Annotated in this window: 14 protein-coding genes and 1 pseudogene; 6 read left to right on the top strand and 9 right to left on the bottom strand. The window is 58.8% G+C overall.

What is annotated here, in order from left to right; genetic code table 11:
• Positions 1-378: 378 nt before the first annotated feature.
• Complete coding sequence (gene ltrA / locus ACVMDN_RS38935) at positions 379-1,761, bottom strand: group II intron reverse transcriptase/maturase (RefSeq protein ID WP_456835857.1); 1,383 nt, start codon at positions 1,759-1,761, stop codon at positions 379-381.
• 1,130 nt (positions 1,762-2,891) lie between these two features.
• Positions 2,892-3,203 carry a DUF736 domain-containing protein gene (locus tag ACVMDN_RS38930; RefSeq protein WP_456835821.1) on the bottom strand — a complete coding sequence of 104 codons (312 nt, stop codon included), beginning with the start codon at positions 3,201-3,203 and terminating at the stop codon, positions 2,892-2,894.
• Between the two features lie 918 nt (positions 3,204-4,121).
• On the opposite strand from ACVMDN_RS38930, the gene ACVMDN_RS38925 reads away from it, so the two are divergent.
• Both ACVMDN_RS38925 and ACVMDN_RS38920 read left to right on the top strand, forming a co-directional pair.
• Entirely contained in the window at positions 4,122-4,619 is a 498-nt protein-coding gene (locus ACVMDN_RS38925; RefSeq protein ID WP_456835822.1) for a hypothetical protein, read from the top strand.
• Between the two features lie 313 nt (positions 4,620-4,932).
• Positions 4,933-5,775 (top strand): hypothetical protein, encoded by an 843-nt coding sequence (locus ACVMDN_RS38920; RefSeq protein WP_456835823.1) that lies wholly within the window; start codon positions 4,933-4,935, stop codon positions 5,773-5,775.
• Here the strand turns inward: ACVMDN_RS38920 and ACVMDN_RS38915 are convergent.
• The 4 genes from ACVMDN_RS38915 to ACVMDN_RS38900 form a co-directional block, all read right to left on the bottom strand.
• Positions 5,734-6,153 carry a very short patch repair endonuclease gene (locus tag ACVMDN_RS38915; RefSeq protein WP_456835824.1) on the bottom strand — a complete coding sequence of 140 codons (420 nt, stop codon included), beginning with the start codon at positions 6,151-6,153 and terminating at the stop codon, positions 5,734-5,736. The two genes, ACVMDN_RS38920 and ACVMDN_RS38915, sit on opposite strands and share 42 nt — an antisense overlap.
• Complete coding sequence (locus ACVMDN_RS38910; protein WP_456843695.1) at positions 6,150-7,313, bottom strand: DNA cytosine methyltransferase; 1,164 nt, start codon at positions 7,311-7,313, stop codon at positions 6,150-6,152. Before ACVMDN_RS38910 ends, ACVMDN_RS38915 begins: the two co-directional genes overlap by 4 nt.
• A 74-nt stretch (positions 7,314-7,387) precedes the next feature.
• Positions 7,388-13,495, bottom strand: a complete 6,108-nt coding sequence (locus ACVMDN_RS38905) for a DEAD/DEAH box helicase (RefSeq protein WP_456843670.1) — start codon at positions 13,493-13,495, stop codon at positions 7,388-7,390.
• Positions 13,492-16,773: an STY4851/ECs_5259 family protein gene (locus ACVMDN_RS38900; RefSeq protein WP_456843669.1), complete on the bottom strand. Its 3,282-nt coding sequence runs from the start codon at positions 16,771-16,773 to the stop codon at positions 13,492-13,494. The genes ACVMDN_RS38905 and ACVMDN_RS38900 overlap by 4 nt, the downstream gene beginning before the upstream one ends.
• A gap of 846 nt (positions 16,774-17,619) precedes the next feature.
• Between ACVMDN_RS38900 and ACVMDN_RS38895 the strand changes: the two genes are divergently transcribed.
• Positions 17,620-18,372, top strand: coding sequence for a hypothetical protein (locus tag ACVMDN_RS38895; RefSeq protein ID WP_456835829.1), 753 nt, complete (start codon positions 17,620-17,622; stop codon positions 18,370-18,372).
• Positions 18,373-18,384: 12 nt separating this feature from the next.
• Positions 18,385-18,801: a hypothetical protein gene (locus ACVMDN_RS38890; protein WP_456835830.1), complete on the top strand. Its 417-nt coding sequence runs from the start codon at positions 18,385-18,387 to the stop codon at positions 18,799-18,801.
• A gap of 31 nt (positions 18,802-18,832) precedes the next feature.
• Here ACVMDN_RS38890 and ACVMDN_RS38885 read toward each other — a convergent pair.
• Positions 18,833-18,973: pseudogene (locus ACVMDN_RS38885) on the bottom strand (VOC family protein); the annotation flags it as partial.
• A gap of 193 nt (positions 18,974-19,166) precedes the next feature.
• On the opposite strand from ACVMDN_RS38885, the gene ACVMDN_RS38880 reads away from it, so the two are divergent.
• Both ACVMDN_RS38880 and ACVMDN_RS38875 read left to right on the top strand, forming a co-directional pair.
• Positions 19,167-20,906: a metallophosphoesterase gene (locus ACVMDN_RS38880; RefSeq protein WP_456835831.1), complete on the top strand. Its 1,740-nt coding sequence runs from the start codon at positions 19,167-19,169 to the stop codon at positions 20,904-20,906.
• Positions 20,907-20,909: 3 nt separating this feature from the next.
• A complete protein-coding gene (locus ACVMDN_RS38875) occupies positions 20,910-22,307 on the top strand; it encodes a hypothetical protein (RefSeq protein ID WP_456835832.1) in 1,398 nt (465 codons plus the stop codon).
• Between the two features lie 94 nt (positions 22,308-22,401).
• On the opposite strand, the gene ACVMDN_RS38870 is transcribed toward ACVMDN_RS38875, so the two are convergent.
• Together ACVMDN_RS38870 and ACVMDN_RS38865 are read right to left on the bottom strand one after the other, a co-directional pair.
• Positions 22,402-23,553 (bottom strand): hypothetical protein, encoded by a 1,152-nt coding sequence (locus ACVMDN_RS38870; RefSeq protein ID WP_456835833.1) that lies wholly within the window; start codon positions 23,551-23,553, stop codon positions 22,402-22,404.
• Between the two features lie 10 nt (positions 23,554-23,563).
• Positions 23,564-24,091, bottom strand: a complete 528-nt coding sequence (locus tag ACVMDN_RS38865; protein WP_456835834.1) for an ImmA/IrrE family metallo-endopeptidase — start codon at positions 24,089-24,091, stop codon at positions 23,564-23,566.
• Between the last annotated feature and the right edge of the window lie 286 nt (positions 24,092-24,377).

The raw sequence follows: 24,377 nt of genomic DNA, 5'->3' as shown, positions 1-24,377 counted from the left end.
GGAAGGCGCTCCGAAGCGCGCCGAGGGCGGAGCCCTAAGCGCTTTCAAGTCAAGATCGGGCGCGTGCTACGCACGCGAGTCGATCTTCCAGCGGCGCGACGCGCCGCAGTCCTCGGCCGTATGCTAGCGCTGTTGGTGGGCTCTTCGCCCGGCCGACGACCTATAGCAGGTGAGCCCGCGGCATCCTGTTCTCATCGTTCTCCGGTTTGCAGCATGGCACTTGCGCTTTCTGCTTCCTTCCAAAGCGGCGCAAAGAAATCGGGATAGGGGGGAGCCTCGCAGCCCCTCCCACCGGGTCACCGGAGGCGGTCGCCCGCCCCCGGTTCCCACAGAACGTGGCGTGCGGATTTCCCGCACCGACGCTCTTCGACAGTTGGTTCACAGCACTGCAAGCGCTTGCAGCTCCCGATAAGGGAGGCGCAGCTTAGGCTTCAGCAACGGTGTCCGTTCTTTGATTTGGTTGAAGGCGTCCCAAGTGAGGCGTCGGCCTGCCCAGCTGCGGCTGCGCAGCATTCCGCGCCAGTAACGCTCCACGGCCCGATAGACTTTTACGAGGCTCCGGAGATTTCCGGCGACGCCGTAATAGCCATAGTGGCCGCGCAGGACGAGGTTGATTTCATCGGCCTGGTCACTGATCTTGTAATGCCGTATTTGCCGCATCAGCTCCTGCAGAGACATAAGGCTGCGCTTTAGCCGAGATTTCTCGGTGCGCATCCCAACCTTGAAGTTGCCTTTTTGGTTTCGCGTGCAATAGAGCGTCAGCCCCAGAAAGTAGATTGTTTCCGGGCGGTTTCTGCCGCGTTTGCCCGCATGTCTTTGCGCGAACCGACCAAACTCGACCAACTTGGTCTTGGTCGGCTCTAGAGTGAGGCCGAACTTCCCCAACCGAAGACGCAAGGCCTCCTGTACGCGGGTGGCGTCCGATCGATATTGGAAGCAGATCACAAAGTCGTCGATATAGCGCACCAGTCGGGCTTCGCCCCGCAACCGACCCTTCACCACGCGTTCGAACCAGAGGTCGAGAACGTAATGAAGGTAGAGGTTGCTCAAAAGCACACTGATCGATCCGCCTTGTGGCGTTCCTTGTTCGCTCGGGTGCACCGCTCCGTCTTCCAGGATGCCCGCTTTCAACCAGCGCCGGATCAAGCTGATCAGGCGCGGATCACCGACTCGATGTTCGACAAACCGGAGGACCCGATCATGATCGAGACTCCCGAAGAAGTTCTTCAAATCCGCCTCCAACACCCAGCTGATCATGCCGCCGGCGATCACCTCATTGAGGGTCGCCAAGGCATGATGGGCGCTGAGCTTCGGCCTGCCGCCGAACGAGCAGGGTAAGAAGTCCTGCTCGTAAATAGCGGCCAGCACCTCAGCCGTGCTGCGCTGGAGCGCCCGGTCGGCGACAGTTGGAACCCCGAGGGGGCGCTTCTCCGTCTTACCGGGCTTGGGGATATAGACCCGCCGAATGTTCGGCGCCCGATATCCCTGGCGATGGATGGATTGGAGCATTGGCCCTATCCAGTCCTCGAAGCTCTCCTTCGCCGCCTCCACCGTCTGTCCGTCCACCCCGGCGGCGGAGCGCTTCGGAATCTGTAATAGATTCTTTTGCACTCGGTCGCGCGTGATGTGATGGGCCAACGAGGTGAAGCGAAGATTTGTCTCGCGCCGAGCTTTCACTGCTATTTGTTCAAGTTTCGTTTCCATGGTCAGCTGATCTTCTCTTTGCATAGAAGGCCGTAACTCCCGTTGAATGGAGCCCATGTCGCCCAAGAACAATTCAACTACCGCTGACCGCTTCCCCATGTGGCCGGCTCTCCCGTCCTCGGAGTACTATCGGTCAGTCTGACTTCCACCCGGTCGTCAGACCCTTCTCACCTCAGCGGCTTGGCAGGTCTTACAAGCTTGCGCTTGAACCGGATGGATCTCCCTTGTTCACGCTGCTTCCTTTGATTGCATGCTGGCGGTACGAACCCCGGGAGCACCTCTGACCGCTCGCGTTGTCGCGGCCTGCGGTTCCGCCTTCCCCTTTGAGAGACAGGGTCGGCTACTCCGATCACGTTCGATTTCGGGGCTATTTTCCCGTTCACTTCATTCCGGCCTACAACCTCCCTGTCTACGCTTCGCAACGGCCGTTACCGGACGCCACGCAAGACTCGGTTCGCGGCTGCTCGCTAGGCTTTGCCGCGGCCGTCATCTCAGACGGCAGACTTCAACGCGCTTGCAAGGCGCAACTCCCACACCACCGGACATACGGGTCCGTATACGGCGGTTCGCTGGATTAAGCGGCAAGAGTTGTTCTGTTGCCGCCGTAGTTTGGGTGTCAGCAATCGTCGCGCCAGCTTCGACTCCTCTGATCAGCGTCAGTCAGGGTTTCACCCCTTCCCGCCGTTCCGAGGCCAGTTGCCCGGAATTCAGTCACATGGCCGATGCGATATCGCTGCATCTACTCGTCACTTCCAGCGTTCAGGCCTTCGGCGAAACTCGTTCCGCCTACTATGCCCTCTGCTGACTTCTGCACCGCGGTCAGATCGCCTTACGACGACCTCAGTCTCGTTGCCGAGACGCAGCGCAGATCTCCCGAGGTAAGATCGACCGCCTTCGCCGCACGCCCGCCGGATTTACCACCCCGGCCCTTGATGACCGTGGACTTCGCGATCACGTGCTCGCTCGTCCGGCCGGGTAGGCCTCGTTATCCGGTTTTTGTCCATCGGGCCGCGGCTTTGCTCCACGCTTCCTTCAGACCCCACCTCGCGATGACGCCCTTGCGCTTCGCTAATCCTTCACCGTCATCAGGCTGGATAGAGGACTTCCACCTCCAAGCTGCCGGTCATGCTCGGCACACACGCAAAAAGCCCCGCCTCCGAGGAGGCGGGGCCGATGATCCCGAAGGATCAGTCGCCGCTGCGGCGCGACCAGATCAGGGTGAAGCCCTCGTCGCCGTCGACCTTCACCAGCGAGGCGTAGATCGGGGCCGGAAAGCTCGGATCGTCGAGCTTGACCGAGAGGTATTCGCGATCGCTGTCGCGGGCGGTCTTCTTCCACGCGGCACCGAACTCGGTCACACTGGCAAAGATGCGGTAGTCGGGCGCCTTGTCGTTATCCTTCTCGGATGCGGCGAACCGTGCCTTGATGTTCAGCGTCAGCGTCTTGATGAAGCCGACGTAGCCGTTGTCCGAAGCGGTGAAGGTGCCGATAGTAGCCATAGTACTCTCCGTTGGTTGCTCGGGCCGCGCCCATCGCGGCCTCGATGGCGATCCCTGGCCCGGGGAGCGATCGGCCCGCAGCCGTCAGGCCCGCAGCGCCAGCGGAGGACGGCGACAAGCTTGCTTTTTTGTCTCCCGCGAGGAATGCCGCCCACTTCGCGGCAGGGGAAAAAGCAGGTGCAGCCGTTGCGGGAAGGCGATCGAGGCTTTGGCCGGCCCTCGGGCCTGATCAGCCCATTCGAGGGTGCGTTGGACGCGTGCCATTGAACGAACTGACGGAGACAACCATCGCGGGCCGACACCACCGCAGCACAAGGACTTGAGGCGAATCGATCGGGCACATGCTGACATCAGCGCATGAATGCAAAGAAAGACGCACCCTCGGAAAACGCCAGCGCCCCTCGTCGCAGTCCCGCGTGCCGAGGCGAAGCTACGTCTGGCGATGCGGCAGACCGCAATCTCAATGCTCTAGGCATTACACGAGCACAGTATTCGGCCTTCTCGCTCGCTGCTGATTGACGAGAACGCCACAGCCGTCCCTTGGCCGTCGCCGACGGCGCAAATTAACGTGACCGAGGTCTTGACCATGGCGGGGCTTTCATGCCGCGGTCGCCGCTGTGCGGCAACCCGAAGCGCACAGGTCTTCCGGCTAGGTGGACTGGACCCGTGAGTTGGTACGCCGCACAGAGAGAACCAAAGTGCCTCACGGCCGTGTCGGACGGCATACGCACATCTGTATCGATCAGGCGGGCCGACCTGCGGCAACCGACGAGCTTTCTTAACTCTTCGCAATTCAGGCCTCGACAACCCGTGGTTGCTTTTTTACTGTAGGGCTTTCACAATGTTGATTGGGATCTCTTCTTGTCAGACATTCCTAGAGCGCCTCGTGTTTTATTGGGACGCATCGGTGAGATTACAATGAGCGAACAATGGCTTTTGGAAAAGGCGCCCGGGTTCAAAAACCTCCCGGCACAGGATCGCAGCGCGATCTTTAATTTCGCCTTCTTGTGGAGTCTCTTCGAAGCGAAGATCATGAGCAATTTCGCGCGCGCCGATCGCATCCGCGCGAAGGTGGACGAGTGGACCGCCGCCGGCACGCTTGAGGCCGAGTTGTATAATGCAGAGCTACGCTATTTCCAGGACCGGTACTTTGCTGAGGGTGCGCTGACCGACCATTTCCCGTATCTCGGCCTTCGTCCCACTGATCATCCCGAACTGGTCCGCTCAGTAATACAAGGAGTCAACAATGACCCTCGTGATCGTGTTCTGGCGCTCCTAATGATCGTTTGGCGCCTACGCAACAACCTCTTCCATGGCGCCAAATGGTCTTATGAACTTAGCGGGCAACTCGACAACTTCGCGCATGCAAACAACGTTCTAATGCGTCTCTTGGAGAGGCACGGACGCTTGATCTAAACCGACGCAGGGTCGAATTTCGGCATTGTTTATCGGCAGGTTGAACAACTTAAGGTAGCTTGGCGCAAGCACGGCGCCTTGATCACCTGACGAGGTCAACGCGTGCTCTTCTGAGCATCCTTTTAGATAGTTCCACCCCGTACGGAACATCAACATCTTTTTGGCGTCTCTTAAGAGGCTGCAGTCTGTCGTCGGACAATCGAGCTCATTGCCGCTCGCAAGATCTACTCTTCTCGTTGAGTGGAAGTCCGTGGGAAGGCCACGGTGCGAATCAGATAAACGTGAGATATTGGAACGAAAGATCGAGGCACGAATGAATGGGCCTGCTATACTGGCGCGAACATTGTCGTCGGCAAACATTCGAGATCGCTATCATAACGACTGGCAGTATCACTCGCGCAGTGACCATCACTCCAAAATCGCCTGCTGGGGCGTGATCTTCGATTTGATGGTCTCGACTCCGCTTCTGAGGCGTCACGTAAAGGCGGGCGCAGTTTGTTTCGGCATCAATCATGAAATGCGAGACTTCGTTCACGACCGGAAGAAAAATCTTGACCTCGTACTCTGCACGCCTGGTGGTCCGGCCACGGCTGAGACCTTAGCGAGCATGGGAAGAAGCTATCAAATCAAACTGACTGACGAGGAACGGAGTGCCTTTGACACCCTTCCGCAACTCGTTCGTGCCCCTGTCGGGTCGGTAATCATGGCACTCGAAGCCAAGGCCTGTATGACCGCGCATCAGCGCGCACTTCCTCGTCTATATGACGAACTAAACTCGTCGCATCTTACCGTTCACGGAGCGAGTGATCAGGCAGTCGCAGTCGCCTACACCATGGTGAATGTCGCAGAGAATTACCTTAGTCCAGATTTGAACAAGAAGAACAAGTTGTCAGATCCAGAGTGGAGTAAGCACAAACAGCCACGCGATGCTCAGCTCGCAATTGACAAAATCAAGCAACTTCCGCGTCGCTCAAAGGTCGGCGATGTTGGCTACGATGCGATTTCGATTGTCGTGATAGATATGGCGAACGACGGAAGTGCTGTTAAGCTCATGAATGCACCCCCCGCGCCGCCTAAGGGTGACATATACAACTATGAAAACATGATTGCTCGGCTATCCGGCATCTACGCGACGCGATTTAAGGATCTTAGTTAGCTTGCCTCGGATCTGATTCTCTTGACACTCCCATATGACGATGATGCGATAACCTTCCCGCCGAAGAAGTGTTATGCTTCGTGCGTCTCTGCGTCTATTGTCACGGAATTTGGCAAGCCAGAAATTCCGGTTTGACTTGGGTATTGTCGCTCTCAGGCAGCCTTTGTGATGGTGCCAGAAGCACCCATTTACGAAGACAGCCCAGCGTTTTGAGCGGTTCGCAAAATCGGGACTGCCGGGAAGCTTCTTTACGTTTTTGCGATAGTGGACACCTAGATCGCGCAGCACGGTCGCGACGATCGTCTCAATCTTTGTACCCTTTTGCCTGATCCGCGCCATTCGTGCGGATGTTTTGGCATCGGGGCGCGCCGCCTTCATTCGGCAGCAACAGCGAACTTCGCGTTCTCAAGGGCGTCCATTCGAAAGAGATGTTCGCGAAGTCGATCTTGAAAGCCGTCCGCAAAGCGCAGCTTTGCTCGCTCGGTCCTCGAAAGGAATCCCCGCGTAGCACGCGCCGAAAGGGGTTTTCCATCGTGACGAAGAAACTGTGTTAAGGCGGGTCGCGCTTCCCATTTCGGATAGGAATTGATTCGAACTGCGTATCGGCCGTTGCCGTCATACCGTGCCGCCGTTGGCCACCTGCCACTCGCAGGAAGTGCGCCATCTCGATGGGCGTCATACTTGCCGGGTCGAGCTAAGCGTTTGCCCAACCACGCTGCAACCGGAACTGTGACGGCATTCCCGACGAGCGACCAGCGAAGCGAAGCACGAGAAACCTGCTCTGCCGGACGGGTCCAATTCTCCGGAAAACCTTGAAGGCGCTCTGCATCCCGAATGTCAGGTGTAATGACATCCCCTGAAGGCAGCAAGATCGCGGGTGGAGAAGCGATCCCAACGGTCGAGCCATTCTTCAATGTGGGAATCGAATCGGGGGCCCACCCGAGACCACGTATTCCTTCGGTCCAATAGAAACCGTGAGCATAACCATCGAGATTGGTTGGGAGCACATTTGGCTCAGCTTCGTCCGTCAGAATGACCGAAGCAGGATCGACGTCGGTCGTAGTCGCGACAAAAAGCACACGCTCCCGCCGTTGTGGCAAGAACGAGAGACTATTCACGACGCGGTAAGCCCACCGATAGCCGCGCTCCTCAAATGCTTCGACCAGGGTACGCATGCCGCTTCCCTTGTCGAGTTGCAACATGAATGAAACATTCTCAAGCACGACCCATGGCACGCGCCGTCGGTCGAGCAGGCGGAAGATTTCACCCACTAGCCCTGACCGAGAGCCTCCAATACCCAGGGTTTGGCCCGCCTGGCTAAGGTCCTGGCAGGGAAATCCGCCTGCTATCAGGTCGACTTCCCTCGGAAGGGTCTTGAGATCTCGAACGTCCCGCTTACAGGGAACGTCAGGCATCCTCGCCGCGAGGACGGCACGAGCGGGCTCCCAAATTTCGCAAAGCAGGCTTGGCTCATGCCCCGCTGCAGCAAGGCCCCGCTCCAATCCCCCAACACCGGCGAATAATCCCGCGACCTTCACTTCCAACCCCAACTCGGCGAATCGAGCACCACCCGGTGTCAGGTTAACACTGTTCTCATTTCGTTCCCAATCCGTCAATCCAGTCTGCACGCCAAAAATGTGCCATTTCCTCCGTTCTTAACAAGAAATGGTGCCTGAATTGCCTGAAGCTGGTCCCCAATTGCAGCCATTGGATTGAAGGCAACTGATCCCACGGCACTCCAAGATCCGACGCCCTGATCGAAGAAAATCGTCCCTTCTCCTCGAGCGGTACGGAAACTGAGCCGACGACGGTGAGCGAGATCCTGGTGTAGTCCTAGCCTTGCTGTAGCGGATACCCCCTTGAGCAAATGTTCAAAAACAACTGTACGAGAATCCATGTCTGCCCAATCATCTTTGACCGTCGTTCCCATCTTCGGGCGACGTTGGTCACGGCGTTGCAGCAGGGTGTCTACGAAGATCTCAGTGTTCTGATCGGAAAAGCCTCTCAACAGCTCGGAAACAAGCCTTACCACGAGAGGACTGAAAAGATACCGATCTGAGTACCGCAGTTCGATGCAGGGCTCTGAGAGCACGGCCGCGAGAGTATCGTTCCGTCCCGCGAGGAGAGCCTTGAACCGCTTTCCAAAGCCGTCCACGGGCCCATCAAGTTCAGCACCGACTTCGAAGATCGCTTCACGTATTCTTTCGACAAGCAACGTGTGTGGATCGATATTCCTCGCGTTTTCGGACGCCGCTTCTAGGTTGCCTCGGACGACGGGAGCCTCAGTGGTGCTCGCCCAATTCAAATCGATGGAATAAGCTGACCGATCAAGCGATCGCCACGCGGTGATTTCTCGCCCGCCCTCGGTGACCACCGCAAGCAAATCCTCATTGCCCGGCGACATATTCCGGAGTGAAGCTCTCGCCCTTTCGAGCCAAAGGACAACTCTTCGGCGAGTAACCGCATCCGCTTGCTGCAAAATCGCCCCATTGACTTCGACCGATGCGCTGCGTCCACGGGCGCCCCACCGCTCTATGACGGACGCGGCCGGCCATCGTTCGAAGTCCCACGCACTTGGGTCACCATGCAACATCAGCGTCAGTTCGGCCGCTGGGTTTGTTGAAATCAAATCGTTCAGCGCGTCCGCAAGGGCAGCCGATTCGTACACCGTCCGCACCCCAAACAGGCGATGCTGCTCAGGAAGTGAAATGCGCGAGAGTAACTGCGCCAGCAACGCATAGGCACTCAAGCGATCCGTGCCTTCTACTGTGTGCTGTGCATCCGGCGCGAGAACGCAACGCGGACAAACCCGCACCGCATCTCGGTCTCCACATCGACCTATTGCCGAGCAGTCGAGGAAAGTAAGCGCCTCCCTCAAATAAGCCACAGGGTCGCGTGCGATCACGGTCGAGAAACCCGCTCCTCCGCTGGCCCTGTCGAATATCACTGCGCTATAAGAATCCACGCCGCGGTTGTTTGGCGCAGCTGGCGCCGCAAAGCCCATTTCGTCAGCGTCAATGCCCAGCTTCTTTGCTACGGCTTCACGTAGCGCGAGAGCGATCGTCAACGCAACGTCCCTCGAACGACAGTCATAGAGCTGGATCTCGCAGACGTCCGTACGTATTTCGTGCCCCAAATTGAGATTTCGTACGACCGCATAGGGAGAGTATTCCGGAGCGCCACTACAGGTTTGGCCATCGGCCGCCATTGGCGCACCTCTCAGCGGCCTGTGGCCTGTTAGGCCAGACCCGCCAGACGCCACTGTCTCGGCTTCAGAACGGCCGCAATGAAGACAGACTGCATACCCGTGTCCGTGATCCCCGGGATTGAACCAGAAAACCGTTCCGTCGGCGCTTGCACGCACGCGGCCGATGTCAGGGTCTGGCAGTGAGCGCCACGGCGCCTCTCGGGCCGAAACCCACGGGTCTATAACCCTCGATCCGCCGAGATCAGATGGATCGTCGTGCACCTTGAACCGAACATCGACCGAAAACCCTCCAGGGCTTAGATATCTGATCGGCGTGAAGTTACTCGATCCGCACTCGATGCAGGGCGTTTGACCAACAGCGGACGGTTTCGAGCTCAGGGCGCCGCAGGTCCTACAGGACCACATCGTTCTCAAGCTTTGTATCTCGCGAAGGCCATCTTGTGATATGGGCCTTTGCCAGTTGAGAGTGACGCCTCCAGACTCGCGAACAACACCGTCTACAACGATCCCACGGCCTGGCGCGTATTCATAGATACCCACTTCGCGTGACCGCGACGGATAACCTCGACCGAAGCTCTGCTCTTGCGGCGCTCCACCCTCCTCAACTCGGCGCGCTCTTGCCGCTCTCTCGCTGGCTGTCTCGGTTACGAATTGAACGACGTCGGTTGGGAAGCCGTAGGATGGAAGGAAGCCCCTGCCGGCCAACTCACCTAGTAGATACCCTCTCTCCAAACGAAGTCTCTGAACTTCTCGCGCCCTGTTGATCGCCGCGAGTTCGACATCTCCAGCCAAGCCATCCGTGATGGCAGGCGCCAGCGCTTGCCATTCAGCCTGAATCTCGGAGTGGATCCGATCCATACGAGCTCTCAGCACTTCAACGAGATCCCAACCCGGCCGGACGGGAGTACCGGCCAGCAACGATGTCAGCTCGTCCAACAGCGTCGGAGCCGAAGGGACGGTATCGAGCCAAGCCACGAAGGCCGAGGCCGGTGGTGGATCAGTCGGTGAGTTCGCCTCCGCCGCGAGACCAAAAAATGCCTGATTGGTCAGCTTGTGTAATTCCGATCCAAGACTTGAAAGATACTCCGACAAGAGAAGTGCAGCGGCGTGACGCGTTGCGATGGTCGGGCTGTCAAGACTCACCCGAGGTGTTCGCACCTGACGTTGGAGATACTCTATCGGATTCGAAATCGTCATTTGGTCGAGTGGGCGATTTTTGCAGAGCGTAAGTCCTACTGCGATCGGTTGACGCTGCCGCCCTGCCCGACCAACGCGCTGGCGATAATTCGCGATCTCTGGCGGAGCATTCGTATTCAGCACCGCCTCGATACTGCCGATATCGACACCCATTTCCATGGTGGTAGAACAGCCAAGAACGTTGATCCTACCGGCCTTGAACTCCCTCTCATACCGGCGGAGTGTCGTGCTCGGCTGTTGTGCGGAGTGTTCCGCCGCGCGTATCCAAGGCGAGAATTTCGCTGCACGGTCCTGTTGATCGCCCCATCTTCCAAGACTTCGAAGCGACACAACGATCGGATCAGTTGCCAGCCAGTCGTCGATCCGGTCTTCGGTCACGATCTGCCCGACCGGATCCCGACGCCAAGAGTATGGCAGGCGTGGCATTGTAATGGGCGTCGCGACGGGGTGAACCCCGTCGATGTCATAGGGACTTCGTCCTCGAATGGTCGTGTCCAGCACCCTTCTCGTTGTTGGACACCAGAATGCCCTGTCGACTCGAGCAACAGCGAGATCTCCCAGCCGCAAACGGAATCCGTTGTCCGAGGCCGTCAAAAAACGAAAGAGTGCTCGCCAAGCAGCCGTGAGTACTTCGTCCACGCTGTCCTTGTCAGTGCGACTGTCAGGATCGAGTCGCAGGGCCTGAAACAGAAGGCGTACTACGCGCGTTAGCCGCGGGCCCTGTGCGTTTGGCCAAAGACGCACATATCGGCTCGATCTCTCCCCAGGGCTCCACGGTTTGACCTCGATATGGCTCTGGCGTCGGTCTATCCAACTCAACCACCATCGTGGAAAGTCGAGCGCGACGTTCGTCCGCAGGAAATGCGTGACCAAGAGACGAAGTAGGTCTCGCCAATCCTCATCGGTCATTCCAATGCGCTGCGCGGCCGGAGGAACCCGCGGCTCCGCGCGGTCAATCCCAGGTAGTTCGAATCGAAACAATCCGAGTGTCTCCGCCGAGTTAGCTCGGACTGGCCGTCTCATCGCTTCTCGGTACAGCAGGAATTCCGCGAGCATCTCTGGATCTTGGAAGCGATCGTCTCGGTTGGTTGTGGTCCACAACTCTCTCAGGAATGAATTGACCGTGGTGTGCCCGGCCAACCGCTGGACGAGCTCTCGCCAGCGCTTCGCGCGCCCATCCAGCATGGCCGATCTTTGGCGCTCGGACTCCTCTGCCAGTCGGGTGAATTCGGGATCGTCCGGAAACTCCCTGAGCCGCGCGATCCTTGCGTTCAGGGCCTCGAGCTCTTGTTGATCGACAGGAGGCGCTTCCTGGACAAACTGATAAATGAATGATCGGACAAACATCCGCTCAGACGCGACTTGCACGTTGGCCGCATGCCTCGCCGTGCCCTGGCGGGCATCCGTAAACGTAATGAGGCGACGCCCATCGAACGGAAGCGGCTCGGACGCATCAAGCTCCGGCGACAAGTCCGCAAGAAAGCCTGGAGTGATCTGAGCCATCAGGAACGGCGCGCCAGCAGCGACTGGCCGCAATGCACCGCGGTTGGGATCGAACCGATTTGGCGCCCGCGTGCAACACGGGCATTCCAGGATGTCCCGACTTGCAGCGAACGTTACATTTGCGTTTTCGTCCAATTTTCCCGTTCTCAAATCCAGGTCCAGTCGACGTGACCCGGGCTTCGGGGGATAGGCTAGATATCGGCGCGAGACAAAGGTCGGTGCATCTATCGTCGCCCCTTCATCGTCCTCTGCGTCTTCGCTTGGGTCTTCTCGCTCGAGCGTCTGCTCGAACTCATCCTCGTCGTCACCTTCGCTCCATGCTGCAATTCGGGAACCACCATCAAGCTCCTCGGCTCGCAACGCTCCGTCGCCACACAGCTGGCAACAGACCCATTCCAACACGATTGACTCGCAATACGGACAATGTTCGCGAGCTTCCGAGAAGATCGCTCCATAGTTCCAATCGGAGCCGTCAACTCCCTGTGCAGGACTCTTTGAGCAGTGGGGATTTATGCACGTCCAGAGCCCATTCACCGTCCGATGAAATAGGTGAACTCGGTTTGGAAGAATGGAATCTCCGCCGATGGCAGCCATCGCCGGGTCGGCCTGGGGATCCCTCGCCCTGGCCGCTTCCACGAGAAATCTTGTCGCATCGCTCTGTCCAACACCGAGCGCGGCCGCTTCGCGAGCCCAACCACGCCAGGAATAGATTTGGCCGGACCGAAGCCCTTCTCGCACAGCTCGCAACCTCTTCGATTCGGCCAGTATTCGGCCGCTCTCCAGCGGATCAAACTCGGAGAGGTCGTTTACCGAAACCTGACCACCATCTTGAGAGGCCGGCATCGGCGGAAGGGGCGCGCGATAACCTTCAACAACATCCACGGCGTCACGTGGTGCACCAGAGAGATTGCAGAGAAAATCATGGAGCTCCGCCCTCGCATTCGCTCCGCCTATGGTGGCGGAGGTCGCCACATAGCGAATCTGATCGGGCGTACGGCCAAATGCGAGCGCAACGCGGCGCAGAAGAAGCGCAATCTCCGCGGCTTGCGCTCCCATGTACGAGTGAGCCTCGTCGAGCACGATGAAGTCCAGCGTGCCACGAGACAGCGCCAGGATCGGCGCATCAACTTGACGGATCAGCATGTATTCCAGCATCGTGGCGTTTGTCACGAGCACTGGCGGCGGCGAGGCGCGCAGCGCGGTGCGGTCGCCTACTCGCCACGGCCGTTCGGCTCTCACAGAAGCTCGGGCCGTTTCAGGCGTTTCGCCGTTGTAGAGGCAATATCGCAGGCTGCCTCCGAAGGGTGCGAACCAGCGTTCCAGCCGCTCCTCTTGGCTGCTGATCAATGCGTTGAGCGGATAAAGCAACAGAGCGCGCACGCCTTCCAGCTGCCTTTGCCCCCGATCGGACAGCCTAATGAGCCGATCGAGAATCGGCGCGAGAAAGCATTCGGTCTTACCCGAGCCCGTGCCGCTGGACACAATCACCGAGCTTGGATCGGGGGACGTCAGGCGCTTCCAAGCCTCCGCCTGGTGAGCATATGGCGGATACGATACGGAATTGAGCACGTCGATCGTTCGGCGATCGAATATCCCTTGGTCGAGCCCTGACCATCCTCCCTTCAATGGCAGCCAGGGGAAAGCACCTTCCACGAACGGCTCGGCAATCAGGGAACCGGGGCTTCCGGCCGGCGCCCCCCAGACACTACGCAAGTAACTTGCCAGGGTGCGAGAGCGTGGACGCAACATTCCGATGATGGCGTTAGCTGCCTGCTCTGGCAACCGCGTCATCATGCGATCGAGATCAATCATGCCCGCACCTTCTCCCCAGCGCTCACAGAATCATGAAGCACTTCATCCAACCCCATTGGAAAAACTGCTTCGAAATACTCCGGATCGTACAGCCACGCGTCGCGACTACGCCGCAATTCGTCTCGCTCAAGCGCAGTCTTTCCGCTTGCATGATCGGCGACAAGCAGCGGCGCCGCGATAACCTCGGCAAAATTCGAGTTGTAAGGCTCAAAGTACGGTCGCCTTGAGAGCAAGCTTTTTGGAGTGAATATGTTTTGCGGGGGCGATGTATCGTCATCATGCCGGCCGATGAGCCGATCCACTTCGCGCCGGATTCCGTCGCGACGAGGGGACTGACGGAAATGGAGCGTTGTTCCGTCGATCGTCTTTCTCTGCTTGGCCATTTCCGTAGCGACGCAAGCGAGAAAGACAAATTTTGCATGTCCCGACAACTCGGGCCTCAGATTGACGATATCGTCAAGGGCACTACTTATGCTTCTGATCGCCGCTGCGCTTTCGATTCCGATAGCAGCGAGCTTCTCGCCTATCTGCTTTAGGCGAAGCGAAAACGCTTCGAGCCAATCCGCAACGGAGGTGGAGCACCACAAAAATGGCAACTCACGCTGTAGATCGAGCAGAGCGGCGCGTTCTGCCAGCGACTCGCAAGATGCGAGTAGCGAGACGGCGAGCCTTGGGCAACGCCCGAGCAACCTCAATGCGTCTACCGAGGAAATCGGCAGCCCCTCCTTCCTTGAGAGCACGAGAAGATCCATGATCGTTCGACGCTCACGCTGGGAAAGCTGATCGGGCTTCGAATAGGCTTGCAGAAGCTCAATCAGGCGTACATCTGACGCCGCGATTTCGATCGCACGTTCCAAGGCCATACTCTCAGCCTCTGCCTTGGCCCTTGTTCCTACCGATGGGACAATCCTTGGCCTAATCTTGGCTCCTTGTCGCCGCCGTCCAAATATCAACCACGGCCCGGGCGGCAGTTTGATCGCAAGCTCCGATCGCATGGTCGCCTGGCTCGCAGGAGCCACGACGTCAACTGTGCCGGCCGCGGGGCGCGTTAGACAGAATGCACGGACATCAAGCCGGTGCAGGACTCCGAGCGCGGCGAACGCATTTGCGGGTGGTGCATTGAAGGGATCGATCTCGTCATCATACCACCGAACATCTGCTATGTGATCGCTCGCGCCGAGGGCGGACAGACGGACTTGAGCATCTAGGCTTTCCGAACTACCGAGTAACTGAGTGATGGTGTCGGCAAATGCTGAAAGCGGCACTTCTCCCGAGACGGTCCTGGAGACTGAAATCCGCTGAATATTGTTTGCGCGCAATTCCATGCACAGAGAAACCTCCCGGGCTGCTATCAGCCGAAGCCCTTTTAGAGCATCGACTGATAATGTCGTCCTTGACCGCATAAGGAGATCGTTCTCATCGACTATTCGCAGCTCATAACTAGGGTCCGCAAACGTCAATTGGAGTTCGGCATCCCACCTAAGGTTAAGCGTTATTGTTGCCGCTTTTGTGGGTACTCCGAGAGCAATGACGGCGTGCTCGCCGTCCAATCGAACGTTCAGCTCATCCTCGGCGCGAGCCGCAACGATTCGAGTCTGCACATCTGCAATACGGAGCTCGCGCTTTCGGCGGTGCACTTCGATTTGGAAACTTGGCGGGACGATAGATGCGCCTATCGCGTAGCGCAGCTCGTCGTCTTCGATTACAGCCAGGTCCACATCGCCCCAAGGTTTGCCCTTGTCGATCGGATGCCAAATCCCTCTTCCGCGCGGGCGCCAATGAAGCGATTTGCGGCGCGGGGTCGACAAATGGTTTTCGCGCTCGATCCACACTTGCGGAACGCCAAGAAAGACCGGCTCTCGCACACTCGGCACGAGACCTCCGACGAGAACCAAGCGACCGTCGACTTCGCGTTCGGCGGCGGTCCGCCATGTCCAACGCGTCCCTCCAAGTACGGCGCTAGCGGTTCCCTGGAAACTGACGACGCGATGGTCTGATTCAACGCAGCGACCAAGATCTGTAAAGCCATCGGAAAATGAGACCGAATGGAAATGTTCTTCCTGGATTGCAAGAGCGAGCACAGGCCGGCCAGTTTGGGCCGGCGAACCTCCCAAGACTCGCAGGCTCTTGGGAGCGCCGTCCTCGCCCACTTGCTCGATCTGAAGGGCAATGATCGGGTGGAGCAGCGAGTCTCCGCCGGGCGCAATGAACTCACCGATCGTACTATTCCCGGATTGCACGAGAAGTCGCGCTTCGTTCGCCAAAGCAAGAGGAGCTTCAAAGGTCGCGACGAACCGCCGAAGGTCGTGCACCGGTTCGTCATCAGCCTCGACCGTTTCGATGGCCGCTACGGCGACGAGCTCGTCGCAGAACGGTGGCCGCGGAAAGATTCGAACTCGACGACCATTTCGCACGGCTTCACTAACGCTAGGAGGTAGTCGCTTCAGATCAACATTGCCGGACAATCCAAGCGACGCGCGGGGACGCCATCCATCGTCGGATAGAACGAGAGTGCGAACTACATCGAGGGCGGCTCCGGGATCTTCGCGCAGCCGCACGATTTCCTCGACCATCGTGCGGATGTCTTCGCATTCCACATCGAAGGGAAGCTCGTCGCGCCAATTTGGTCTCGTCTGATCGAGGTAGTCGACGGGATCGGTCCCCCGCTCCGGCTGTGTGGGGAGGCAAGCGCGTAGCTCTATGATCTTGTCGCAGAGTTCAGTAGCCGGCTCGAACAGCGCTTGTGCCAACCGTTCGGACACGCGCCATGCTTCCGCGCCAATTGAATCCTGAACTGAGAAGCCTTTTTCCGCGCTTCTGACCGCGTTCTTGAGCCACGACGCAATTCGCGGATCTTCTCGAACCGAGGCGACCGGAAAACCGGCCTCTCTGACTATGGCGAGGAGCCGTTCGCTGCCTCTCGGTTCAGGTCGCCGCCACCCGGCCAAACCAGAACTCACCAGGTTCTCTATGTCACGGTATTGGATCCGAGCGTGGGGCCCATACTCGTAGCCAACGCTCCTTAGCGGCCGAATCCAATCCCAATGACCTCCGCTGCGCTCGCGTCGGAACCATTCGGCCACGTAAGCGACGACGAGCGCCGCGCCATGTCGGTGAAAAACTGCCGAGGGACCAAATCGCTTCAGGACGTTGCAGATATGGTCATAGTCCGTACGCGCAAACCGATAAGCGTAGAGCGGTCGACCGTCGGGATGACTTAGACCCTTCTCTTGAAGCAACTCGTAAAACGCGCTCCTAAGCTCTTCCCGATCCCCCACGATGCCCCCTGTCTCGGGGACGTATCCATTGGTTGCCGCGGACCACCTAATTCCCCCAGTCACCAGAATCTACAACTTTCACGAGAGAACTCAAATGCGGTATCGCCATCATAGACCAAAGAATGACTGTTGCAGGTCGGCGGCGCAATTCGGCTGCACCAAATAACCGTCGACGTAGATGCGAAAGCCGCCGGCCTACCGCCTGTTGCATGCGGCTGTGGCAGAGCCGGACGTGGGCGACCTTCACCATGACCGTGGTCCCGCTCAACAGGACCACCTCGTGGCTCCAGTCGAACTGATATCCTCCTTACGGCCCTGAGGCCCAGCGTTGCGCAGATCGTTGCCCTCAGATCGACCCACATGGCCCCTTGGAGGTTTGGTCGCAACAGCTTTTGACAATGTCCGTGTTGCCCTCGGAAATTCAATTTTCTTAGGTGCCTTCTCCAGCCGCGGACCATCGGTGCCCACTCTCCCGACGTTGCAAATGCTCCGCGGAATAGAACTGGGCTACGCCGCGCTTTCGCGTTGCAACGCACTGCGCGAATCTACAACCAAAAATTGTCCTTGTGTTGTAGTTGGGCGACAGACTTCCGAAGGGGCGCCTACTAGGCTGGAAATGTTTTTATTGCTGTGAGCTCTACCTGCGGTTGGTGGGGCCTCTTCTCTCGAGATCTTTTTGCGGCGCGTAGGCGCCGACGTTTCGTTTTGCTTCGCCGCTGGAGGCGGCCGCCGATGGGATTGCGATTTGTCTTTTGTCTGTCCTTATGCCTGTCGCAAGTCGCCTGCGGGACCTACATCCCCAGCCAGCGGGACTGGCCGAACTCGGAGACGAAGGACGTCGAGAGGATGAACCGCACGCTCGTCCGCAGCATTGTGTGTGAACTGAGTTATGCGGTGACCCTCGCGGTAGAGAACGATCTGGAGCTGGCTCGCAAGAGGCCAAGTCGGCGTGCCTACAGCAGCTATCTTGTCGATTGGGGCGTCGAAGTCGCTACCGACCTGACTGTTTCCGAGTCGTCGACCCTGAACCCGTCCGGCCTTTGGGCCCCCGTGTCGCCATTGTCCCCGGTGTTCACGTTGGGCGGGGGCATCTCCGGCGCCTCGGTCGCCACCAACGACAATACGTTCAATGTCTTCTATCCCTTGTCGGCCCTGTACAAGCCAGACCTCTTCCGCACGAACAATCAAGAGCGCCCCTGCCGACATCCATCTACCGGCCAGCAGGGCTCCCCGCTTGTCGACATCGACTTGAAGATACTGCCGTTGCTCGAGACGAGGATCCAGCTCGTCACGGTGGGCCTCGCAGACAGTCCCGACGATGACAAGAACGCGATCGCCGGCGAAAAGAACGTTCTCACGCAGACCGTCTCCATCAAGGAGACGGTTTCCGGCGACATAACGCCCACCTGGAAATTCTCCACCGGGTCGGTGAACCAGTCCGGCTTGTTCTTCAACGCGAATCGTGAGCGGACCCACCAGGTCGTGTTCACGTTCGGCCGGTTAGCCCGCGGCGGCCAATCGCTGTCGCCCCTAGCTCAGGCGTTCCATGTCAACGAGCAGCTCAGGGCCGGGCTTCGCAATTCCCGCATTAGACCATGACAGGGGGTATGAATGGCGAAAAAGAACGCAAGCAAAACTAAGTCGCCCAAGGCAAAGAAGGCAAAGGCCCGAAAATCGACGGCAAAGAGAAGCGCGGTGAAAGAGAAGCTACCGAAACCACCCGCCCGCCTGAAGCAAGCCGCGCGCCCCAAAAGCGAACGAGCGCGCCGGGCGTTCATCGAGGAGTTGAAGATCACATCGCTGCACGGAGAGGACATCGGCGCGATTGTGAAACACTGCGATGCCGTCCTGAAGTTCCGGAGAACAATTGGCAGTCCCGACCCGTCGTTCGAGAGCGCTGCGACCTCTCGTTGCTACGAGAAGGCGGCAGACTCGAACATCGTCAACATCACCGACAAGGACGGGAATGACTACGGAGAGACCACGCAGGAGGACGCCGACGCGCGGGGCATTCCGCCGTGCGGCTAACGCGGCGGACCCATTTGTCTCCGTATTGCGCTCAGCTGAGTTCTTGGGCGAGTCCGATGAGAAGCCCTTCAGGCCCACGGATGTAGCAGAGCCGATACGCGTCTTTATACTGCACTACTTCGCCTACGAGCGGCGCGCCGCGCGTGCGGAGCCTTTCAAGCGTCTCCAGAACCGGTTGGCGACAGCCTGCGGACAACGCTGGCATTGCCTCCGCTCTGAAGTTGGCACCGCGACCAGCCGGAAGCAGACCGCCTCCTGGCTTGGCGCACCATCTAAAGTAGCACTACCAAAAGTTGTGGACAGGACTCCCTCCCACGCAACGGCCCGCGGTGTGTTGCACTATCCTACGCTGAAAGGAGCCGCTCATGCCGCAGTTGCCGATCCACAACTTCAAGCTCTACCCGCGCATGGCACACTGGTTCAATCCGGTACTGCTGTTCAAGCTGTTGGTGAACGTCGTTCTGTCTTCGATCTTCGGGTCGTATGCCGACAGGCGATTGCTGATCGCCGCGCTCGACACGACGGACACGCAGAAGCTTTTGCAGCGCGCACAGGAAACGAGACGGACGCTTCAACCGGGGCCAGACGGAGCTCTCTGGCTTGATTTCGTCGCGGATCTCGGAGACGGCTTCGACAGCACCTATGCGGTCGCCACTCTGCTCGCGCAAAAGGAATTGAAGATCGGTGGCAGGGACCTTCCCCGGGGCCGAGCCCTGATCATGGGGGGCGACGAGGTCTATCCGAAAGCCACCGCCAATGCCTATAGGTACCAGTTGTATTGGCCTTACGCCTGGGCGTCACCCGATGCGCGTCCGGAGGAAGCCGCCGGCACACCGCTTTTCGCGATTCCGGGCAACCACGATTGGTACGATGGCCTCACGCTCTTCCTCGCCTGGTTCTGCCGCGCCAAACCGGTCCGTTTCGGCAGTTGGCGCACCGTCCAGCGGCGGAGCTACTTCGCCAACCAGCTCACGGACACCTGGTGGCTCTGGGCTGTCGATATCCAACTCGCCGACAATATGGACCAGCCTCAGGCGGACTACTTCAAGACGATCGCCGAGAACATGCCCGAGAACTCGAAAATCGTGCTCTGCAGCGCCGAACCGGGTTGGCTGTACGTGGAGGCATCGTCAGAATCTACGTCGTGGGAAATCGTCGAGTATGCGATCGAACTTGCTGAGAATGCGGGAAGAGGACTGACGGTGCCGGTCGTTCTGTCAGGCGACACGCACCATTACAATCGATACACCGGCCTGAACAATCAGCAGTACATCACCTCCGGCGGAGGAGGCGCTTTTCTGCATCCGACTCATCAATTGGAGAACACCATCTCCTTGAAGCGCTGCGGTATCAAACAATCGCTGACCCTGGCTCGCGCGTCGGATACTGGAGCTGAGCCCGCCGTCTATCCCGACTTCGAGGTCAGCAAGTCCTTGGTATGGCGCAACCTGTATTTCGCGCTCACGAACTGGGACTTCTCCGTCCTGATGGGCGCCATCTATTTCGTCTTCGGGATCGCCATCTCCCTACGGCCGCATTGGGATATGTATTTTGCTATCGTCGCGATCTTCGCGTGGTCCCTGATGGGCTACACGATCAAGCAGGAGAAGTCGAAAAGGCACGCCGTGATTCTGACTAGTGCCCTGCACTCCCTTGCACATGCGGCGCTGGTGATCGGTGCGGGCACCTACTATGCAGCTCTGAACGCGAGCTACTTTTCGTTCGAAGGCCCCTACAGCGTGCATCTTTGGCTGCTCGCACTGCTCATCGAAATGTTTCCGGTCGGTTTCGTGCTGGGTTCCAGCTTATTTGGCTGGAACATGATGTTTACCTGCCGCTTCCTGCAGATGAACCGTAACGATGCGTTCAGCGCCTTGCGAATCGGCGCCTACAACAACTTCGTGAGGATGCGGATCACCGAAGAAAACATCGAGTTTTTCGTCGTCGGCTTGGACGCCGTCCCTTCACGTGAGGACTGGCAGGAAAACCCAAAGCACGGTGCGCACACACCCGATGAACCCCGCTTCATTCCAAAAACGCCGCTCAAGCCTCACCTCATTGAAAGCTTCTCCTTGAACAAGTCACCCCCGAAACCAGTAGTTTGATTCATGCGGACATTCTTTGGCTTCGCCGTCTGCATGATTCTCTCGCTATCTTCCATCGAGGGGAGCGCAGCTCAGGAATCAAACTCCACGCCGCCGACTTCGGCGGCGGCACCAACCGCGCCCACGGCGGAAGCCGCCGCACCGGAGAGGAGGCGGTATGACAAACGAGACCTCTGCATCACTGATGACGATGCCATTTCCGAGCTGCAGAACAAGCGAAGGCAAATCGGTGGCCGGCTCATCGTCGGCAGCTCCTTACTGCCGATGGGGAGCACGGTCGACATAGGTATCGACGAGCCCTTCACTGGCAACGACGTGTACTTTGCCGCTATCGACACCGGCCAGGGCGCACCGATCATCCTGGATCGACCCCAACTACGCGCTCACCAGGCGGGAGATACCGACACGCTTGTGAAGAAGCGTCTGCTCGCTAGGGACCGTACCATCGTGAGCATCGATTTCCCGGACATTCTAAGCGCTCCCTGGCGGCAATCGCAAATCTATCTGTTCACGTGTCAGAATGGCTCTCCACTGAAGGTTTCTGACGCCGGCGTGATCATTAGCCCGGCGCTATATAGCGCCGTGGTCGCGTGGGCGGTCGTCGTAGCGAGCTTTTTTCTTGCAGGACTAGCATTCAGGTCCGACCGTCCGCGAAACGCGCTGGCCTACTTCGACCCGATCGCGATGACTGCAGGCCCAGACGGGAAGGCCAGCCTAGGAAAGCTCCAAGTATTGATGTTCTCCTTGATCGTTTTCGGCCTGATCACCTATTTCCTGCTCAAAACCGGCGCGCTGTCCGACATATCGAGCACGGTCCTCCTGCTGATGGGCATTGCCGGCATCGGGTCCACGGTCGCAAAAGGCGCCGACAACTCGAGAACGACGTTGTCGCCGGATAACCGAGCTTATCTTCTTCGCAAAGGTTGGTTGCCGTCCGCGCGTCATACCATAGCGAATGAAGCACATTGGCGGGACTTGCTTACGACGGACGGCGAATTCGACGTCTATCGATATCAGAGCCTTATCTTCAGCCTGGTCGTCGCTGCCGCCCTCATCATCGGCGGGATCACTCAATTGTCGTCGTTCGAGATTCCTCAAGCACTGCTCGGAATTCTCGGATTGAGCCAGGTCGTCTATATCGGGGGAAAGCTTGTGACGCCGACGACGATGACCGACTTAAACAAGGCGATTGGAGACATGCGCAACTTGGAGCAAAAAGTCCGCGTTGCCGCCGTGGCGGCGAACAACAATGCGCTCCCCGTCGTTCTGGATCCGACCGCTTCTCCGGGCCTGCAGAGTGCGTTCGACGCATATCTTGCTCAGGCCACCGACGTCGCGACGTTGTTCACAGAGCAGACTTCTCTCGCCGTCCCACCCGAACGAATTCAACCCAGGCTCTGAAGGCAAAGCAGCTTACAACGGAATCGAACCGACAAGTTCCAACGAGAGGTTTCGACGCAAGCTCGTTGTTGCTTGGTTGCAGATGCTGGACGGGTCAGCCAGCTGGACCTTCGGTTGCGCCCGGATCGAGTTCGCGCAAAATCTTCGCTAGACTCTCATCAGCGCTCTGCTCGGCCGCTGCTGAGTCCGTCTTCTCGAGACCTGCGACCTTCTCGTCGGCGCGCTTTTGAGCCTCTTTCTCCCAGTACGACCTAAGCCCCTCAAGGCGCTGCACGTGTCGGTCCGGCACCCGGTTAAAGGTTGGGTCGCTGTTTCCCACGATGTACGGCGTGAAGCAGTAGCCGTCGCTCGCTTTCACGAATTCATGGCAGAACGTGAGCACCGCGTCGGTACCGAGCGGCTTTCGCGCGTTGAGTTCATCTTCGCTGTCCTCCAGCGCCGGCGCAGGCCGCATGTCGAGCCAGAAGATCGGATAGGGTAGCCCGCCGAATACGCCCTTGAGGCTGTGCCGCCCCTCGAAGAAGAACCGCGGTCGCTCATATGCGTAGTCGTGAGGCTGGGTTCGGACCGCATGAACGAGCAGCAGCGCGAGTTCGACAGAGATCACCAGGCGCCTCGGCGTCGAGAGCTGCGACAAGCGAAAGCCGGTGTCGATCGCGGGCCCGATGTAGTCCTTGGTGAGATTTGGGCTAGTCGGGTCGGCGTAGAACTCGTTGAGCAGGGCAAGATTGCTGAAGACCTCGTCGTCCTCGTCCTCAGCATCCCTCAACCCCTGCACGGACGAGCGGAAGACGACCTCGGCGTTGTGGACGGGGAAGCCGGCGACCCAGGCGGTCGACTTGAGGTCTAGTGAGGGATACTGCGCCTTCAGACGCTTCCGGTAGGCATCAACCGTTTTCATCCACGCGTTCAGCGTCGTGAGTGCCTCGCGGTGGTCGCTAAGGAGCTTGGTGTAGATGAGTTCGTCGCCGACGCTCTTCCAGAGCTCCGGCGGCTTGCCGGCCGGCCAGTCGACCTTGTCCGAGGCCTCGGTACAAAGCATCCATTCCCGCGCGAATATACGTTCTATGCCACGGTAGAACTGGGCGATGGGCGAGAACCATGGCTCGGCGGGCGGCGGCTCGGAATCGTCCGACGCGGACTTCTCTAACGCCCGGTCTTTGGCCGCCTGCTTAAAGGCCGTAGAGCCGACGATGTCGACGCTCATGAACATCCGCAGCGCCGAGCTAAAGGGGCCGGTCTCCATCGTTCGGGCTTCAGGCAGTTAGGCCAACGGACTCTGCCCGGATTCTCGCTGCCTCCAAGGATACACCGAACTCCGCAGCGAGCGCAGCGAGTGACCCGCGCAAGGCCACGAACCGCTCCCGGAAGTCGGCTACCGGCATCAGAAATCCCGCAGCAAACCAGTTGGCTTCCCATTCGACAGGGCCGGACCCGTACCGCTGGGCCTCCAGACGCTGGACCTTGGTCCCGTTGCGGTTGGCGTAGAGATAGTGGAGCACGTAGTGACCAAGCTCGTGCGCAATCGTGAACCGATCGCGGACGGGTCCCGTGTGCGCTGCCAAGAATATCTCAAATTGGGCCGGACCATCGATGCGGATAGAACCCGCCGGGATGCGGTTGAAATCGAGGACGTTCTGGGTGGAAATCCGACCACCAAGCCTCGCGATGATGGGGATAAGGTCCACTCCCGGGATGTAGCTCACCTGCCGGGCCACGTCCGCGGCAAACCGATCAACGACAACCTTCGGCAGTCCGCTGGCAATCGGCGCGCTGTAGTTCATCTCCCGATCCTACCGAATCAGCGTTTGCGTGCACTCACCAAACGCGCGTCTAGTAAAATTTCCCCTGCTTTGCAACTTCGTCGGAAAGCTTGAGGGCGCCGAACAACCGAAGGCTCGCGCCCGTCGACCCGCCGATGCTACATATGCGTCAAACCGGAGCCAGCAAAGTGCGTTCCGCGTCATCGTCGGACAACGTTGGCTTTGCCAGTGCTCGGCTGCGCCCCGTCGGACAGCGGTGCCGCACTATCTTCCGCACGACACCCCACCACATCGATAGCGACTTTTC

The organism is Bradyrhizobium sp. USDA 4510, assembly GCF_054059095.1.
This window is presented reverse-complemented; position numbering and strand designations above follow the sequence as displayed.